Below are 17,848 nucleotides of genomic sequence, written 5' to 3'. Positions count from 1 at the left end.
AATATTTATTTGCTATGACGGCACCCTGCATAAGTTTATATATATTCTTGTTCCCGAATATTCCCCAAATTATGGGGATGAGCAGGGATAAGTTGAGCCACGAGATGAAAATCTACCGTCTACCATCAAACTTCCAGCTTCCGGCTTCTAACTTCTAACTTCATTTGCCTTAAGGCTACATACATCTATGAATTTAACGACCTGATGTACTAAGGTAGTGATCGATAAATCCGGGCAAATCTTCTACAGCAATTCTTTTGCCAATGATCTTTTTATCTTTACCTAAAACATAAATGGTAGGTGTACTTTTTATATCATAGTGTTCCCTGAATCCGGTATGACGGTATGGATCCCAAACATTGATGAAATCATACAGTCCGTGTTCTTCAATGAATTTGGTCCATTCGGGTTGATCGCCTTGGGTATAGACGGCAAATACCTCGACCCCTTTGTCAATTAGTTCTTCCTGGTAAAGTTCATTAAGTCGGGGTATGACTTTTTTACAATGGCCGCAATCGGTCTCCCAGAAAACCAGTAAGGTAACCGGCGAAGTAAGCTCATGTAACCTGAAATACTGGCCATTGTACGACTGCATTTTGAGGTCGTGGGCTTTGTTGCCTATCAGGGTTGGTTTCATCTCTTTTACCCTTGTTTCCAATTTGTCTAGAAATTCTTCATCAGCCCATGTGGCTTCGCCTGAGAGATAATACTTTTCTGCCAGGCCAACGAGCATTTTGTCCATTCCCATAACCTGACTGTCGTTGGCATAATTAAACAGATCGCTAACCAGGAAACGAAAAACCTGTGGAGCGGGTCTTGATATCTCAATGATTCTGATGGCCTCTTTTAAAAGGGTATCGGGTATTTGTGGTAAAACGGATGAGAAATAATTTTCAATTTTCCGGCCAAAGAAGGGGGTTCTCAATATCCTTTCATCAGTAAGGTCTATATTGTCAAAATAGTGATTTTTGTAATATTGATATCGCTTTATTCGAAGAAGGGAATCCGGATTGGTTGTTCCATCGGGAACATCGAAGTCAGGGATTTCAATCTCCTGAATTCCTTTTAGGAAAAGAGCCAAAAGCGTTCCCGGATTTTCCTCGGTTAGTTGCTTCCATTTGCGTTTAACTTCCTTGTTAAGATTTTCCAGTTGTTCTTTGATTTTTTTGCCATCATCACTGTCAGTATCTGTTTCCTGCAACTTTTGCTGTAATGCCTTTGCAATATTCTGTCTTTCTATTATAAATCGCTGGTATCTGTTGAATTCAGCTGTTTGTTCCGAACCTTTTACCTGCATGGAAGAAACCATATCTGCAGTATCTACTTTCACTTCAAAATGCTGGTCTTCATCGATCAGGAGATCAAAATATCTTTGATTTGGAAGATAAACAACATAAATTCCTCCCGGCAATGGCTTTTGTCCGGCAAAAACAGCTTTACCATTCGAATCGATGCGTGTGGTATCATCAACATACATGCGCTGGTTGAAATAATGTCCCAGAATTAGCGTTGTATCACGAAATCCGTTGATGGTGACCTCTATTTCATGGCCAGGTTCTTCCGAATTCTGAGCATTACCAATAACGGGAATGAATGCAACCAAAAAGAAAAACAAACAGTCTTTTAATAGTTTCATAGTTAGATTGTTAATTTTTGTGGTATCTTTTAACGGAATGTAAATCAATATATTAATGCATGTAAGATTTAAGATAATGCCTATGCTTTGAAAAATTATATTTTAAGGTACTGCTATTCGACAAAAAAAAATTAAATTTTAGCGCTCAAGCCACGCGGGCTTTTACTTTTTTTGTTCACGAAATAAAAATTATAAGGCGTTCACGATTTACGCTTCGCTCCAATTCATTAGTATATAATATACTTACGTTATTGGCCTAATGGAACTCGCATGTAAGATTTATACATATTCTTATTGTTGCAATCGTTACCATGCTCGTCTCTACAGCAAAAAAAGTAAACAAATTTTGCGTTAAGTGAGAGCAGTGACCAAACTTGTTTGTGTCAATGCCGAACGCAGCAAAATTCAGCTATGCTAAAAAATGCCGTCGCGCAAAGAAATTCCTAAAAATCTAATGATCTATTGTGGCAATCTTTGCCACGCTCGTTTCGTTAGTAATCGCGTGTAAACATTAAATTCGGCCTAAGTCCTTGTACGCATTCGGCGCTATCAAATGGCTTTTGTTTTTTCTTTCAACCACTCTTTTTCATTTTCATTTAGTTTTGGTGAAAGTTGTTCAAAAACCTGTTTGTGATAGTTGTTGAGCCAGTTTTTTTCCTCAACGGTCAACATGTCTTTAAGAATTAAAGATTTATCTATCGGGCACAGAGTCAGCGTTTCAAATTCAAAAAATGTGCCGAAATCAGAGTCACCTGCTTTGCGCGAAAGCACAATGTTTTCTATACGAATTCCATATTCCATTGGTCGGTAGATGCCTGGTTCGTTGGATGTTACCATTCCTGGCTTTAATTCGATGCCATTATCTTGCAGTCTTATGCTCTGAGGGCCTTCATGAACGTTGAGGAAATAGCCTACTCCATGCCCGGTACCGTGTCCGTAATTCAATTTGTTTTTCCATAGGGGCTGCCTGGCCAGAATATCAAGATGCACTCCCCTGGTTCCCGTGGGGAAGACCGCACATGCCAAAGCAATGTGTCCTTTCAGTACAAGGGTATAGTCTCTTTTTACTTGATCATCAACAGGGCCGAGACCAATAGTACGTGTAAGGTCGGTAGTGCCGGTAGGATATTGCCCTCCTGAATCGAGCAGGTAAACTCCTTTGTTTTCGAGCTTTGCATCCGACTCGGGAGAAACATCATAATGCACGATGGCACCATGAGGTCCGTATCCTGAAATTGTATTAAACGACTCTCCCTGAAAATCCGGGGATTGTTTTCTGAATTCAAGTAACTGCCTGGCAGCGGAGAGTTCACTGACAGAACCCGATGGCACGGTTTCTTCGAGCCATTTCAGAAATCTGACCATGGCGATTCCATCCTCAATCATGGTTTTTCTGATGTTCTCTATCTCCACATCGTTTTTCACAGATTTCAGATCAGTAATAATACCTGTTCCTTCAATTTTGGGTATGGAAGCGGGAATTGAGGAGAACAGAGTGGAATTATTTCGTTGAGGATCAATGAAAACAATGGCATGATCAGGTAATTCTTTGAGATGGGAATAGATATCTCCATATAAACTAATGCGTATTTTATCGTTGGAGAGTCTCTTACCTATTGCCGAGGTTAGTTTGTTAGGATTGATATAAAGTGAAACATAGTCCTGACAAATGATCAGGAAAGCATGGAAAACGGGATTGAAGGAGACATCAGAGCCTCTGAGATTCATGACCCATGCAATTTCATCCAGTGAGCCGGTAACATAATGGGTGGTACCTTTTTCTTTTAACTCACGGCGAACCATTTCAATTTTTTGGGTTCGTGAAAGGCCGGCCAGTTTTTCGGGGTGTTCGGTTACAGGATTATCGGGAATGGCAGGCCGGGTGGTCCACACATCTTCGGCGAGGGTGTAGCGGGTTTCAAGTTGTATTTGCTTTTTATGAAAAACCCGGCTCATTTCCCTTACTTTCTCAACCGAAAAGCAGGTGCCGTTCACTGCTACCTTGCTGCCTGCCGACAAGTTGTCAGCTACCCAGTCGATGTATCCGGGTACATCGGGAAGTCCTTCTTTTACAAGTTTTACACCTGTTCCGGCCAGTTGTTCTTCGGCCTGAAGATAGTAACGGGAGTCGGTCCACAGGCAGGCACAATCATTTCCAACCACAAGGGTGCCTGCTGAACCGGTAAAACCGCATAAATAATCCCTTACCTTCCAGTGATCTGATAAATATTCGCTGATGTGGGCATCACTGCCCGGTATAATGCATACATCAACACCTTTGGCTGCCATCTTTGATCGCAGCTCCTGAATTCTGTCTGAATAGTCTGACATATAAGATGATTTTTTACTTTTTTATGTTTATGCCGGCATTTTCATTGAAAAGCACAATTGATGCGCCTTCTTTGTCATCCGAATTACTGCCCGAAAATGATGTTTTTTCATGGTCGCTGACGATACGGAACATTTTCCGGTTGTAATGTATGAACTGTCCGTTGGATACTTCGCCATGAAGATTATAAGTAAGGGATTCCGGCAGGGTAAGGTTCACTGGAGCATTGGAATTGGCAATCGACAGTTCTTTCAAGCGGTTGCCAACACCACCAATAATCAGCAGCCCGTTCGTTATTTCAATTTGTCCGGTTTCCTGAATTTTTTCGACCGAGGCGAAACAAAAGTCGCCATCAATATTAATTTTTTTGGTATTTGAGATATTTACTCTTGCGGTGGAGCCTTTAATTTCTGCTATACCTGCATTGGCAATATATAGCTGGTAATACTTCCCGGAAAATATGCCTTTGTCAACCTCCTGTATCTCAATATCTGTATTGTTGAGGTCAAGTTCACATACTTTCGTATTGTTTAAACTGGCTTTAGCAAAGGAGAGACTCCCCCGCACAGTATCAATGGTTACGGCACTTTCATGACTCAGGTTTCCGTATTTCAATGCAATATCCAGAGAATTTGTAGGCGAGGCAATTCTTATATCTCCAAACTGATTGTCCAGTTTTAATGTATTTTTGACAGGAACCAATACCTCATAGGTTATTTCAAAAGCATAATTTGAATAGAAATCCTCGCTAAAAGAAGTCCTGAAATAAGCCCTTCCTTCATTTTGAGAATTTTTAATGTCAATTTTTTCAAGAACTTCATCGGCTGACTTCCTGCTGTCCGATTCAACCCCTATAATGACATTCACGGCAAGAGTGTCTCCCTGGCCTGGTGAGATGATAATATCCCCGTGACGGTTGTGTATTTCCACACCATCATATTCATCGGACGAAAATATCCATTCTTTTTCATCCGAATACTGATTTAAATTATTTTCCTGGCCTGTTGTATTTTGGTTGATTAGTGCTCCTAAAGCCAGAACAACAGCTATAACAATTTTTCTCATTGCCGGATATTAAATTAATTTCTTGAACGCAATGCTTCAAAATAAATTTAGGGCTAAAGTAATGAAAAAGGAAGAAGACGGGAAATTTTACATGGCCCGAAATGAAACATATTGTGAAAATTTTTGCGAGCTTATAGACACGTACAGGTTAACCTGCAAAAGAATTAATTTGATAGGAAATTCCGGGGTAATGATTATTTTTGTGATAACACGTATTATTTTAAAAGTAACACTATGTCGGTAGTTCGTTTTGGTGTATCCCTTGAAAAAGAGCTTCTTGAAGAGCTTGATTATTTTGTTGAAGACAATTCTCTTTCCAACAGGTCGCAAGGAATCAGGCGACTGATAAGCAATTACCTGGTTGAAAAGAAATGGCAATGCAACAATTTGGTAGCCGGCTCTATTTCCTTGATATTTTACCATCATCGACCTGGTTTGCTTAGAAAGATAAAAGATATTGAACATGAATATCATGAAGTGATTTTGTCCTCACAGCATTTCTGTATTGAAAAAGACTTAAGTTTTGAGATTCTTGCTGTACGGGGCAAGGCACGAATTCTTACTGAGCTCGCTGATAAATTAAGAAGTTTAAAAGGCATTAGCCACGGGAAACTGGCCATGACAACTACCGGCTGGTAATGATAATCCGGTTGCAACTGAGTTCTCAATTACAAAAACCACCAACAAATTCTCTAATGAAGATTATAATAATATTTTTTGGGCTCTTTTTCCCCATTCTGCTTTTGTCGGGTTGTCATTCATCGGGCAATAAAAATAGCTCAGGGCAGGTCGGGATTACCGATATGTATGGGAGACAAGTTGTAATACCCGAAGAAGTTGATAAAATTGCCGGTGTCGGTCCTGGTGCATTGAGACTGCTCGTTTACATGGGGTTAGCAAACCGGATTTCGGGCATTGAAGATGTGGAATTAAGGCCAGGTCGTCCTTATGCATTTGCGTGGCCCGAATTGCTGGAAAAACCAATAATCGGACCTTACATGGGCGGCGATGCCGAGCTGATTACTGTTAACGCACCTGATGTAATATTTATGGCTTTTTCGTCGGCTTCGGATGCAGACCAATTGCAAAAGAATACAGGTATTCCGGTTGTGGCATTAAACAGCGGGAATTTACGGAATGCCCGTAACCTGTTTTTTGAATCATTGAGGCTGATAGGAAGAATTACAGGGAATGAAGAACGCGCGGATTCGTTAAAACATTTTGTTATGTCGCAGATACAATTGCTGGATTCGCTTACCTCCTTCAAAGCGGATAAAACGAAATTGACAGCTTATGTCGGAGGTGTTTCTTTTCGTGGAGCCCGGGGCATAGCTTCGACTGAAGCTCATTATACACCCTTTGTTTTTACAAATGTCAGAAATGTAGCAGGAGATTTAAATGTAAAGGAATCGGTCAACCCAACCGGAACTTATGTCGATATAGAACAAATTATATTGTGGAATCCTGATTTCATGTTTATAGATGGTGCCGGTCTGGACCTGGTTCAACGCGACATAACATCTGGTTCTCCGCTTGCAGAGACACTGAGAGCTTTTGAAAAGGGAAATGTTTATACTTTGATGCCGCATAACTGGTATTCCACGAATTTTGAGAATGTATTGATCAATTCGTGGTTCGTAGGGAAAACCATCTATCCGGGAACATTTTCAGGGTTTTGTTTTGAACAAAAGGCCAGGGAGATATACCGGTTTATGCTTGGGCGTGACGTATTCGATAAAATGAAATCCACATACAATGGATGGGAAAAACTCTGAACTTGGGCAACAACTTAAAAATTACAGGGTTCGTCAATTTTTGCTTGTGACTCTGACTATACTGTTATTGTTAATTATTTCGATATGGGGTATCTGGGAGGGAAGTGCTCAACTCTCTGCAGAGAAGTTATTTAAAGTATTGACAGGAAAGGGAGATGCGATTTCCAATCAGGTGGTTTTTTATATACGGATGCCCAGAGTTATGGCAGCAATTGCTACAGGAGCGGGTTTGTCCATATCGGGTGCTGTAATCCAGACAGTTATCAGAAATCCATTAGGGTCACCGTTTACTTTGGGGTTAAGTGCAGCATCGGCATTTGGAGCAGCATTGGCCATTGTTGTTTTTGGAGCTATTGGGGCAAATGCCGGCCTGGAAGATTCGGGTGTTATGTTTGATGTACCCTGGCTGGTTACTCTCTCTGCTTTTTTGTTTTGGATTGCTTGGCGCTGTTTTAATAACAGGTTTTGCCAGATGGAGGGGAGCAACGCCTGAAATACTGGTTATGGCAGGTATAATACTTACTTCATTGTTTCAGTCCGGCACTTCACTTTTACAATATGTTTCTACCGATGTGGAACTGGCCTCTGTCATTAGCTGGATGTTTGGCGATATGGCCAAAGCCTCCTGGCCAAAAGTCGGAGTTCAGTTTTTAGTGCTGATTCCGGCGATGGCCTTTTTTGTGTATAATTCCTTCAATTTTAATGCTCTGAGTGCCGGGGATGATGTTGCCGGAAGTCTTGGTGTCAATGTGAACAGACTTCGTCTGATCGCTGTCATGGTGGCCTCTCTTTGTGCAGCTGTGGCAACGGCTTTTTTCGGGATTATAGCCTTTGTAGGGCTCATTATACCACATGTTACAAGATGGCTGGTAGGATATAACGACAGAATAGTTTTAATCACATCAGCCATTCTGGGAGGGGTATTCCTTTTGATGGCCGATATACTTTCGCGTACGGTTGTGGCTCCGGTTGTTATACCTGTGGGAATTGTTACTTCCTTTGTCGGTGCACCTTTTTTTCTTTTTTTGTTGATCACCAGGGTCAGAAAAAGATAGCATAATGGATATTGAAGTAAAAAGAATTGAATTTGCGTATTCTCAAGACAGAAATGTAATAAATAGCTTGTCATGCCGGTTTTTATCGGGAAATTTTTATGCCATAATTGGCCCCAATGGAAGTGGAAAAAGTACCTTTATCAAGCTTCTTAACGGATTGTTGCAGCCAACTGCAGGAGAAATCCTTCTGGATACTAAAGCATTAAAGAAATATCACCGGCGTGAGTTGGCCAGACATGTAGGATATGTACCTCAATCGGGCGGATATAAAGGTTTGTCAACTGTTTATGACACTATTCTACTTGGACGACGTCCACATGTTAACTGGGCCCCGGGTAGAAATGATCGCGAAAAAACAGCGCAAATTATAAAAGAATTCTCACTGGACCATTTAGCGCTAAGATATACCAATGAATTGAGTGGCGGAGAGCTTCAGCGAGTAAACATTGCACGCGCACTCGTGCAGGAACCGGAAATTTTGATTTTAGATGAACCTACATCGAGTCTCGATCTGAAACACCAGATCGAGGTAATGAAACTCCTTAAAACTATATCGAAGAGGGATATAACTGTTATTATTGCTATTCATGATCTGAATCTTGCTATGAGATATGCAGGCTGTTTTCTTCTTTTGAAAGAGGGAAACCTTATTTCTTTTGGTGGGGAAAAGGTGATATCCGAAGAAAATCTTTCCCGGTTATATGATGTGAAAATTAATATTATTGAAAATAACGGACGGAAGTATGTTCTGCCGCAAATCTGATTTACTATGGAAATACAACCAATCGGCTACGTTAAAAATGAATTAAAGAAACCGGAACATGTCAAAAATGCAGGTGAAATCATCAGCAAAATTGTAATTGATAAAAAATTCGAAAGTGGATTGTATAAGATCGAATATCAGAAATTTATTGATGTTATTTTTCATTTTCACCAGTCGGGAGATTTCGATCTTGTGGGCCCCATTTTTACAGGGGAAACACGAGGAGTATTTGCATCCCGGAGTCCGCGTCGTCCGAACGGACTTGGTGTTTCAACGGTACGTTTGCTGAAACAGGAAGAGAATATTCTGATAGTTTCAGGACTGGATGCCATTGACGGTACTCCGGTGATTGACCTGAAGCCTGCCGACTTTTCCTTTTTCAGACAGAACAATGAAGATGACGATCTTCCTCTGCACAATCCCCGGTTTAATATTGAGAAGCACATTTCGCGGGGTGAAACGAAACAACTGTTAAAGATGGCCGGACAAATACACGGTCATTTTTGTCCGGGTCTGGCAATGGGAGTAATTGCCGCTGTCAATGGTATGCAGCGGTTTAAGCAAATCTCGGACGGCATGGAGAAGATTCTTGCTATCGTTGAAACCAATAATTGTTTTGCCGACGGAATACAGTATGTTTCGGGTTGCACTTTTGGCAATAACGGGCTTATATTTAAAGATCAGGGGAAAAACGCGGTAACATTTGCTACCAGAAACGGAAAGGGCTTCAGGATAAGAGGCCGAAACGATCTCAGACAAACCATAGGCCGATTATTCCCCGAATTTGAAACACTTTTCGATGAGGTGATAGTGAAAAGAAATGACAATCCCGAAAAACAGAAATTGTTTAACGAAGAATCGCGGAAGGCTTCGTTTGGGATGTTAGAACTTGATTTTTCCAGGCTGTTTGTTACAGAAGAAGAAAATGTAAAAGTTCCTCCCTATGCACCTATAGAAGAAAGCTTGCAATGCGATGAGTGTGGAGAGATTTTTATGGCATCGCGAGGAAAGAACAGGGAAAACCGGAATATTTGTAATAAATGTTTGAACGTACATCATCCTTTTCTTGACGGTTATGGAATTCATTGTACCTAACGTCAAAATAGACTAACATCGAGCAATCTTATTTTGCATCTTGCCGTATAGTCCAGTGAACACCAAAAAAATGATTTATGATCAAAGGACAGCAATTGGTCAATGCGCTTGATAATTCCGAAGGGATTGTTTTGATAACAGAGGCAGACGGGACCATCGTTTTTGTAAATAAAACGTTTGAAAAGGTTTATGGATATACCAGGAATGAAGTGACGGGAAAGAAGCCTTCTATTCTTAAGAGTGGCTTTCATTCCAGGCAGTTTTACGATGAATTGTGGCAAACCATTTCAGCTGGAAAAAGCTGGAGTGGTGACATGGTAAACCGGACTAAAAACGGCGAAATAGTCTCCGAAAAAGCTTCTATATCACCTATTTTTTCAGACGATGATTCTACCATTACCGGATATATTGCCGTTAAATTTAACGTTACCGAAAGAAAAAAGCTGAAAGAACAACTCGAGATGAGAGAGCAGTTGTTCGAAAAGCTTTTCGAAAATTCTCCGGTAGGCATTCTTATTCTTGATGCCATAAAGTCTGAAGGTGAAATTATTGACTTTGCTGTTGAACGCGCAAATCTTAAATCTTCCGTTATTTTCAACCGGCTCTCTTTTATCGATCAAAGGTTATCATCGGTGATGTGTAATAAAAATATTGCCGGATTGATGAAGGAACGCAAAACAGTACAACATGGTGAAGAGGTTTACGAGTGGGAAGATTTGTGTAAAGGTAAGGTTTTGGAATTTAAACTTTTCGGGCTGGGCAGGAATAAGAAATGCCTGCTGGTAACAGACATTAGTACCAAAGTAAAGATGGAATCACGGCTAAAAGAGAGTGAAGCCCATCTTCGTGAACTGAATGAGACAAAAGACAAGATATTTAGTATTATTGCCCATGACTTGAGAAGTCCATTCCAGGCAATTATAGGCTTTGCTTCCATGTTAAGCGACGGAATGGACAGTTGTTCATCAACAGAGTTGAAAAAGATGGCTGCACAGATATCGGATGTTTCCGAACAAACCTACAAGTTGCTAGACGACCTGTTAACGTGGTCGAAGTCGCAGCTGGGACAATTGTCGCCCGTTCCGGTTAAAGTGAATCTGAAAGAAATTGTGGAGAAAGTTTTCTACCATTTACGTCAACAGGCAGATAAGAAGAATATCCGTTTAATAAATGATATTTCTGAAGCGGATATAGCTAAAGCCGACAAAGATATGATCGAGTTTATCGTTCGTAATTTGGTTCATAACGGTGTTAAATTCACCACCTCGGGAGGTGAGGTGAGGTGTTATACAGAAAGGGAAGACGGCTACATCAGGATTCGGGTAAAAGATACCGGAATAGGGATTCAACCGGCCAAACAAAAGAGCATATTTTCTTTGTCAGGCAATTTATCAACAAAAGGAACCAGTGAAGAAGCCGGTACAGGACTGGGACTTATGCTTTCGCGCGAAATGGTGGAAATGAATAATGGCCGAATAGAGGTTGAGAGCGAACCCGGCAAAGGCTCTTGTTTTACAGTAGTACTACCGGAAGCAACTTTTTAATAGAGTTTTTTTCACAATAGATCGTTAGATTCAGAGCTCCTGACCTATAGTTGGTAATCAATAATTTATAAGATTCTTATCGTAAAACAAATTGACCTAATTTTGCCAAAAAATTTGGAAGTTATGCAAATGCAGTTGCCATTTTTTCCCTATTCAACCAAGTTGATAAACTCAATTTTAGGTTTTTATGAACTGGATGGTATTGTGTGATAAATTTGTGGCATCTTAATTTACTGTTAAGTAAGGGGTATTTAATTTATTGTTTTACAGAGTAGAACGGAGTTTACACGGAGTCTCACAGAGTAAAAAAAATTGAGGCCCCCTAAATCCCCCTAGGGGGACTTAAATCTCTGTTATCTATGATGCAACTTTATCTTTTGTGTTCTTATATGTCTTATATGGTGTATTTTTTGAGTTTTAAGTTCTGTGTTCCTTCAATTGATAATTGATAATTGATCATTGATAATTGATAATTGATAAATCTGTGTAATCTGTGGTGAATTCTCAACCTCAACCTCAACCTCAACCTCAACCTCAACCTCAGCCTCAACCTTAATTTAATCCCTCTTTCTATGATCGAATTTATTGAGCCTCATCCTTATCTCTGATTTTCCAAAAGCATATCCATTTTTGCTGCTTCTTCATTCATTTCAAGTCGCAGGTAAATATTTTTCAAATATTTGATATACAATTGATTGTCAGGATCCTCCTGATGAAGTTTTTCAAAAATATCCCGGCTTTGCCGGTACATGGCAGATATCTTTTTTAATTCCCGCTTCAAGTATACATAAGCTGTATAATTGGGGTCTTTATTGTATTCCCGCATTTCTGCTTTATACCAGTTTTCGGCCTGTTCATATAAATCTTTGGCTTTCCATTCAAGGGCGGGCTTAAAATCAGAGTTTTTTTCAAGCAGGGTATTACACAAACTCCGGGCTTCTTCTTTTTTGTCGGTCGCTTCGAGTGCTTTGACACGGAGAAATACTATCCTCGGATCATTCATTGGCGGCATTTCTTTTGCTCTGTCAAGCGCTTTATCATACTCTTTTTGCTCCATTTCGATGGCAAAAAGTTTCTGACCTACCTCTTTTTTCAGTTCGGGAGATTCGATTTTTTCCCAGTACCGATTCCATAATTTATATTCTTTATCGGTCTTCCCGGTTTGTTCGTAAACATTTGCGAGCATTTTAACAGCTTCGAAATCTTCTTCTCTGTCAATCCACTCCTGAAGAAGTTCTTCTGCCATCAAATATCTTTCTACCTCAACTGCAGATTCGGCAGCCATTTTGAGATATTCGGTTTTGATTTCACTGCCCTTCGAAGAATGATAATCTTTTAATTTCTCATAATTAACCAGGACTTCTGAGTGGTTTTCTGCTTCAAACGCATTCTTAATGGATGCCTGATGAGATTGCAATTGTTTGAGTGGATTACATCCGGCAAAAAAAGTGAGGAGCAGAATTGAAATCGTTAATTTTGTTATCTTCATGTTTGCTGATTTTTAAGGCCTGATGGAACTCATCCCTGCCTGCCCCGATTTATCGGGAAGTAATCGGGGGTCGTTTCATTCTTTGGCTTATTTGACAGTCTCTTTTAAACAATACTCCGTTAAACTTTTACAGATGTCTGGTAAGGTGAAAACGCCCAGTTTGGGTGTCTTTACTACCTCTCATAATGAAAACTTTGCCTCATTTCGTCTTTGCGTTTAGGCTTATTTTAACGGAATATTGGATAAGGCTACAAAAATAATATTGTCATTACTGCAAAACAAGTGCCTAAAACAGGTTTTTGAAAATAAAAACCCTGAAAAGATTGCAAAAAATGCCTTAAAAATTATATTTTTGCAACGCGTAAACAGGACGACACACGGGTGTAGCTCAGTTGGTAGAGCACTGGTCTCCAAAACCAGGTGTCGGGAGTTCGAGTCTCTCCTCCCGTGCGTGCTCAATTTCTGGAGAGTTGGCCGAGTGGTCGAAGGCGCACGCCTGGAAAGTGTGTATACGCCAAAAGCGTATCGAGGGTTCGAATCCCTCACTCTCCGCAAAAAAGCCATCCTTTTTCAGGATGGCTTTTTGCGTTAGAGGGTGAGCGGATTCGAACGAAGGGATGGCCTGAGTTCGAATTACCTGGTAATTAAAAACCTCCAAAACCCGGATTATCTCTTGGATGGCTGCGTTTTTCGTATTTTAGATCGCGAAGCATACTGCTGTTAACTGCTATGGTGAAGAAATAGGATTTGTAGGATCCGACAGGGACGAGATTAAAACTCATGTTCCAGCAATGCAGGTCGCGATTGATACGGATGTTGGTATGAGATATTTCTTTTCTGTCAACATTGTAACCGGTAGAAAAATTAACAGACCATTTTTTTGTCAATTCAAGATTCCCGTTCAGGCTAATATCGGCAGTAAATCTTTTATCGTATGCCATCCTTTCCTTGTTAAATTTATCCTGAACGATGCGCATATTATAGTTGAGTGACATATTCCAGGGCATAGAAAATTCGGCGTACCGGGGTATTTCCCCTGAAGTTTGAGGCCCGGGAGGCCCTTCAACTCCGGTTTCACGGTTATCATCCTGATCCGGGAACTGGCTGTCGGAGTCTTGATTTTGTTCCTTGTTGTCTTTTTTCTTAAAAGTTTCAGAGCCGAAATTAAGGCCGAAACTTAAGCTGGCATTTTCCAGCCGGGCAATTTTTCGTTTGTCTTTCCACAACAGACGGTCAACTCTTACCGGATTTCCCTGTTCGTTCAACTGAATGGAATATGGGTCAAAAACTGCATTAAAATTGATGGAAGTACCAAAGACTTTTGTTCGTCCACTCATGTTAATTCTGGACCATTTCATCGAATCGGCCAAAAAATTATAGGAAGTGCTAAAATTAAGCGATTCCAGTAGCGGTATTTTTTTAAATCCGGTACTGTCTTCCCGGCTTTTTACTTTCATTTCAATATTATTATTCAACCCAATGCTCATGGACCCGGATTCACCGCGTCCGGGTACTCCGTACATGGCTCCTTCATATATTGAATAATCGTGCCTTACTATTTCATCACGACTTGGGTCGTAGTATTCAAACCAGTCGTAATATCCATATTTGGGATCACTGAAATCGGGACGATAAGACATACTCACAGAAGGTGTCATCATGTGTCTGATGGCCTGAATACCACCGCCAAATAACCAACGGCTGGGACGGAAAAAAGTATAAATCTTGGTTTGTGTTCCAACCGAGAAACTGTAATCATAAACCCTGTTAAATCCCTGGGTGGTATCTGATACCACCACCTGCTGTCTTTCCTGGTCGTATGATTTTTCTATTGATTTAAAGTACCAGCGCTCTTTGTAGTTGAAGCTGGGAGAAAGCGTGAAATACCGGAGGAGTTTGAAATTCATACTTACGGGGATAGTATGCTGAATACCGTTTTTCCAATCCTGGGCCAGACTGGAATCAAACAGTTCACTTTCTTTGGTAGATATTCTGTTACTGGCATTTCCGGTATAACTCATACTAATTTTTTCGTACCATTTCTCCTGAGAACCTATTTTGTCTTTTTTCTTAAAAGGATAAATGCGGTTCATGGTCAGTGTCAGGTTCGGTAAAGTCAGATCAATAGTAGTATCCCTGCTGTTTTGTGAATGCTGAAGGTTGGCTGACAGACTAAAAGGACTATCGGGCCATTGTTTGGAATATGAAATGCTGGAACGCTTGGTGTTGGTTGCAAGTTGTCTCGGGTTAATGATGCTGCCTACATTATTACGGTCGAATGAGCTTGTAGAAAAATTTACACTGGCTGAAAAACGACTGTAAGGATTGGCTTTGGCATCCTGACTGTGCGACCAGCTTATGGACAAATCCTTACTTTTACTATAGTCCGGCAATTCTTTTTCGCTTGTAACATTGGTGATGTATTGAAAATTAAAATTACCGGAAAACTTGTACCTTAGTTTGTACCGCGAAGCTACTCTTGTACCCCACGACATGTTGGAATAAATATCACCGGTCACAGACAAATCGAAATAGTCGTTGGCTGCCCAGTAATAACCCCCGTTTCTAAGGAAAAAACCACGGCTGCTTTCTTCGCCGTACGAAGGAAGTATGAATCCCGAACTGTATGTGGATGAGCTGGGTACAAACGCAAAAGGAACAGCTACGGGCATTATCACATCTTCAATAACCAGGTAGGCCGGTCCGGTGATGATTTTTTTCCCCGGAATGACTTTGGCTTTTGTCAAATTTAGATAGAAATGGGGGTGATCATGATTGGTGCAGGTAGTGTATTTTCCGTTTCGCAGGCAATATATATTATCCTGTAATTTCTTTGCCTTGTTGCTGACAACATAACCTTCGCCCTGTTCTGTTACAACATGCTCAATTATGGCTTTTTCCGTTTCAAAATTGTATTTGATAGACCGCATGGTATATTCACCGCTGGGATCTTTAAAAACGGGCAATCCGACTTCATTCCCGGTGGAATCGATCCGTCCTGTTGCATAAGCCAGACTGCTGTCGAGGTCCAATTCAATTTTGTATGCAGTAAGTAAAACATCCTGATAACTGACACTGGCATCTCCGTATAGAAATACTTTTCCTCCGGTAAATTTAACCGAATCGGTAGCCGAGTATTCAACTTCTGCTTCTATAATAGGAGGTCTGGTTTCTGCCTGGATGGTATCCGCTTCCTGTGATGTTGTGTCGCCGTTTATTTGAAGGGTGTCACTCCGGTTAATAGTTAGAGGAGAATCTTGTGCCAATGTGGATACAAAAGAACCGGCAATAACTGTCAATATAAAACCGACAGTCAATCGTAGCGAAGTATGTTTGCAAAGTATTGGTATCAAGATATGTATGCTTCTAAGCTTGGTGATTTTTCATTCTTTTTCTCCAAAATCAAGCACAAAAATAAGCTAAAAAAAGGTCTTTAAAGAGCATTTTGTAGCAAAATTGAGGCCATTTTAACAAAAACAAAGAATAAGATTTTTTAATTTTGGGATGGAATTTGTTTCAAAAACTCTCAAATTTGTACAAAATTTTGAAGATCAATAAAGAAATAAATTTATTAAATCGGATCGTGACGAATTGATTTTGTTTCGTTGGATTTGATAAGCATAGTTTTGACGAGCAGATATGAAGCTACATATTGTATTTAGAGGGCTGTTGTTTCTTTTCTTTTGCTTTTTCATGGCTACTGTTGCCGGTCAATCGAAGGGTGAAGAAAGCATTGTTTTGAAGACGGTAGTCATTGACCCTGGTCACGGGGGAAAAGATTCAGGGGCTGTTGGCAGGCATAATAAGGAAAAAGATATTGTTCTGGATATAGCTCTGAAAGTGAGAGATTATTTAAGGAAGTATTTACCGGAACTAAATGTTGTTATGACGCGCGAAGACGATAAATTTGTTCCTCTTGATGAGCGCGCTCGCATCGCTAATGAAAATGATGCGGATCTTTTTGTATCGATTCATGCCAATTCAATCACAAATCCTCGCATTTACGGCTCAGAGACTTTCGTTTTGGGGCTTCACCGCTCTGAAGAGAACCTTGAAGTAGCCAAAAAAGAAAATTCAGTGATTGTGCTGGAGGACAATTACGAAAGGAAATACGAAGGTTTTGACCCCAATTCTACCGAGTCTTATATTATCTTTGAGTTGATGCAAAATGTGTATCTTGACCAAAGCATCGGGTTTGCTTCTGCTGTTCAGAATCAGTTCAGAAACAGGGTAGGACGACATGACAGAGGCGTAAAACAGGCAGGATTTCTGGTGTTAAGAGAAACTTCGATGCCCGGTGTCCTGGTTGAGGTCGGTTTTCTCAGTAATCGCTATGAAGAACGGTTTATGGCATCGGAAAATGGAAAGGTTTATCTTGCTTCAGCTATTTTCAGGGCAATAAGAGACTATAAAGAAAGGTATGATGCCAGGAACTCTAATTTGGTTAAACAAAAACCAAAGACAAGTGAAAATGTGGTTACTGAATTAGACAAAGGCCCTTCTTCTGACGATACGGCCGGCATTCAGTACCGAATTCAGGTGGCCAGCTCGCAAAAGCCCATAAAAGAAGATGAAGGACCCTACAAATATTTTGACAATGTGTGGGAGTACAAAGAAGGAGATTATTACAAATATACGACTGGACTTGCTTACAGCCATGAGGAAATAGAAAAAATTCTTCCTGAGGTAAGGGAAAAAGTTCCGGATTGTTTCATTGTAGGATTTCGCGACGGAGAAAGGATTATCCCCTGAAAGGATAAAATAATTTGGTTATTTTTTTAGTAACCCGTATGCGAGGGCTGTTTTTAGCGGCTTCACAAGCCCCGGATGATATAGGTAGGCATTGCAACCGGTACTTTATGGACAGACACTAAATAGCAAATCAGCTATTTGTAATCAATGAACTATATCTGCTAAAATGCAGTAAACCAAAGTTATGCGAATCATCTTGTATCTTATATTTAAAAATCTAAAGGTCTTTTGTATCAATACTCTGTTGAACTTTTACAGATATTTGATAATTAATTATTTGCACAATCAATGGTACAAGTCACAACTCTTTCATTATAAAAACTTTGCGTCATTGCGTCTTTACGT

Annotated in this window: 13 protein-coding genes and 2 tRNA genes; 10 read left to right on the top strand and 5 right to left on the bottom strand. The window is 40.3% G+C overall.

The annotated features are described in order from the left end of the window. Positions 1 to 193: 193 nt before the first annotated feature. The 3 genes from OQ5_RS0103445 to OQ5_RS0103435 form a co-directional block, all read right to left on the bottom strand. Positions 194 to 1,636, bottom strand: a complete 1,443-nt coding sequence (locus OQ5_RS0103445; RefSeq protein WP_016776159.1) for a thioredoxin-like domain-containing protein — start codon at positions 1,634 to 1,636, stop codon at positions 194 to 196. Positions 1,637 to 2,185: 549 nt separating this feature from the next. Then, positions 2,186 to 3,967 (bottom strand): aminopeptidase P family protein, encoded by a 1,782-nt coding sequence (locus OQ5_RS0103440; RefSeq protein ID WP_016776158.1) that lies wholly within the window; start codon positions 3,965 to 3,967, stop codon positions 2,186 to 2,188. Between the two features lie 13 nt (positions 3,968 to 3,980). Further along, on the bottom strand, positions 3,981 to 5,030 hold the full coding sequence (locus OQ5_RS0103435; protein WP_016776157.1) for a hypothetical protein: 1,050 nt from the start codon (positions 5,028 to 5,030) through the stop codon (positions 3,981 to 3,983). A 234-nt stretch (positions 5,031 to 5,264) separates the two neighbouring features. Between OQ5_RS0103435 and nikR the strand changes: the two genes are divergently transcribed. From nikR to OQ5_RS0103400, 7 genes are all read left to right on the top strand, one after another. After that, entirely contained in the window at positions 5,265 to 5,669 is a 405-nt protein-coding gene (gene nikR, locus OQ5_RS0103425; RefSeq protein ID WP_016776155.1) for a nickel-responsive transcriptional regulator NikR, read from the top strand. A gap of 56 nt (positions 5,670 to 5,725) precedes the next feature. Then, positions 5,726 to 6,805 carry an ABC transporter substrate-binding protein gene (locus OQ5_RS0103420; protein WP_016776154.1) on the top strand — a complete coding sequence of 360 codons (1,080 nt, stop codon included), beginning with the start codon at positions 5,726 to 5,728 and terminating at the stop codon, positions 6,803 to 6,805. Further along, on the top strand, positions 6,786 to 7,298 hold the full coding sequence (locus OQ5_RS21880) for an iron chelate uptake ABC transporter family permease subunit (RefSeq protein WP_052308285.1): 513 nt from the start codon (positions 6,786 to 6,788) through the stop codon (positions 7,296 to 7,298). The genes OQ5_RS0103420 and OQ5_RS21880 overlap by 20 nt, the downstream gene beginning before the upstream one ends. Further along, entirely contained in the window at positions 7,201 to 7,860 is a 660-nt protein-coding gene (locus OQ5_RS21875; protein ID WP_082179470.1) for a FecCD family ABC transporter permease, read from the top strand. Before OQ5_RS21880 ends, OQ5_RS21875 begins: the two co-directional genes overlap by 98 nt. Positions 7,861 to 7,864: 4 nt before the next feature. After that, a complete protein-coding gene (locus tag OQ5_RS0103410) occupies positions 7,865 to 8,623 on the top strand; it encodes an ABC transporter ATP-binding protein (RefSeq protein WP_016776152.1) in 759 nt (252 codons plus the stop codon). 6 nt (positions 8,624 to 8,629) lie between these two features. Then, positions 8,630 to 9,718: a TrmO family methyltransferase domain-containing protein gene (locus OQ5_RS0103405; RefSeq protein WP_016776151.1), complete on the top strand. Its 1,089-nt coding sequence runs from the start codon at positions 8,630 to 8,632 to the stop codon at positions 9,716 to 9,718. A gap of 77 nt (positions 9,719 to 9,795) precedes the next feature. Further along, the gene (locus tag OQ5_RS0103400) at positions 9,796 to 11,262 is read left to right on the top strand and encodes a sensor histidine kinase (protein WP_016776150.1); all 1,467 of its coding nucleotides are present in this window, start codon (positions 9,796 to 9,798) and stop codon (positions 11,260 to 11,262) included. 598 nt (positions 11,263 to 11,860) lie between these two features. Here the strand turns inward: OQ5_RS0103400 and OQ5_RS0103390 are convergent. Further along, complete coding sequence (locus tag OQ5_RS0103390) at positions 11,861 to 12,751, bottom strand: tetratricopeptide repeat protein (RefSeq protein ID WP_016776149.1); 891 nt, start codon at positions 12,749 to 12,751, stop codon at positions 11,861 to 11,863. A 377-nt stretch (positions 12,752 to 13,128) separates the two neighbouring features. Between OQ5_RS0103390 and OQ5_RS0103385 the strand changes: the two genes are divergently transcribed. Beyond that, positions 13,129 to 13,201, top strand: a tRNA-Trp gene (locus OQ5_RS0103385). Between the two features lie 14 nt (positions 13,202 to 13,215). After that, positions 13,216 to 13,303 (top strand) — tRNA-Ser (locus tag OQ5_RS0103380). Positions 13,304 to 13,395: 92 nt separating this feature from the next. Here OQ5_RS0103380 and OQ5_RS0103375 read toward each other — a convergent pair. Continuing rightward, positions 13,396 to 16,068, bottom strand: coding sequence for a putative LPS assembly protein LptD (locus tag OQ5_RS0103375; protein WP_016776148.1), 2,673 nt, complete (start codon positions 16,066 to 16,068; stop codon positions 13,396 to 13,398). Positions 16,069 to 16,390: 322 nt separating this feature from the next. Here OQ5_RS0103375 and OQ5_RS0103365 point away from each other — a divergent pair, with 322 nt between their 5' ends. After that, the gene (locus OQ5_RS0103365; protein WP_016776146.1) at positions 16,391 to 17,503 is read left to right on the top strand and encodes an N-acetylmuramoyl-L-alanine amidase family protein; all 1,113 of its coding nucleotides are present in this window, start codon (positions 16,391 to 16,393) and stop codon (positions 17,501 to 17,503) included. Positions 17,504 to 17,848 lie beyond the last annotated feature (345 nt).

Origin of the sequence: Anaerophaga thermohalophila str. Valhall (assembly GCF_000250735.1) — a bacterium.
GTDB lineage: Bacteria > Bacteroidota > Bacteroidia > Bacteroidales > Marinilabiliaceae > Anaerophaga > Anaerophaga thermohalophila_A.
The sequence above is the reverse complement of the archived record's forward strand: the minus strand, read 5'-3'. Positions and strand labels throughout refer to the sequence as shown.

Excerpts from the sequence above, each read along its gene's own strand:
- OQ5_RS0103445 (WP_016776159.1), bottom strand. The coding sequence starts at position 1,636 with ATGAAACTATTAAAAGACTGTTTGTTTTTCTTTTTGGTTGCATTCATT.
- OQ5_RS0103440 (WP_016776158.1), bottom strand. The coding sequence starts at position 3,967 with ATGTCAGACTATTCAGACAGAATTCAGGAGCTGCGATCAAAGATGGCA.
- OQ5_RS0103435 (WP_016776157.1), bottom strand. The coding sequence starts at position 5,030 with ATGAGAAAAATTGTTATAGCTGTTGTTCTGGCTTTAGGAGCACTAATC.
- nikR (WP_016776155.1), top strand. The coding sequence starts at position 5,265 with ATGTCGGTAGTTCGTTTTGGTGTATCCCTTGAAAAAGAGCTTCTTGAA.
- OQ5_RS0103420 (WP_016776154.1), top strand. The coding sequence starts at position 5,726 with ATGAAGATTATAATAATATTTTTTGGGCTCTTTTTCCCCATTCTGCTT.
- OQ5_RS21880 (WP_052308285.1), top strand. The coding sequence starts at position 6,786 with ATGGATGGGAAAAACTCTGAACTTGGGCAACAACTTAAAAATTACAGG.
- OQ5_RS21875 (WP_082179470.1), top strand. The coding sequence starts at position 7,201 with ATGTACCCTGGCTGGTTACTCTCTCTGCTTTTTTGTTTTGGATTGCTT.
- OQ5_RS0103410 (WP_016776152.1), top strand. The coding sequence starts at position 7,865 with ATGGATATTGAAGTAAAAAGAATTGAATTTGCGTATTCTCAAGACAGA.
- OQ5_RS0103405 (WP_016776151.1), top strand. The coding sequence starts at position 8,630 with ATGGAAATACAACCAATCGGCTACGTTAAAAATGAATTAAAGAAACCG.
- OQ5_RS0103400 (WP_016776150.1), top strand. The coding sequence starts at position 9,796 with ATGATCAAAGGACAGCAATTGGTCAATGCGCTTGATAATTCCGAAGGG.
- OQ5_RS0103390 (WP_016776149.1), bottom strand. The coding sequence starts at position 12,751 with ATGAAGATAACAAAATTAACGATTTCAATTCTGCTCCTCACTTTTTTT.
- OQ5_RS0103365 (WP_016776146.1), top strand. The coding sequence starts at position 16,391 with ATGAAGCTACATATTGTATTTAGAGGGCTGTTGTTTCTTTTCTTTTGC.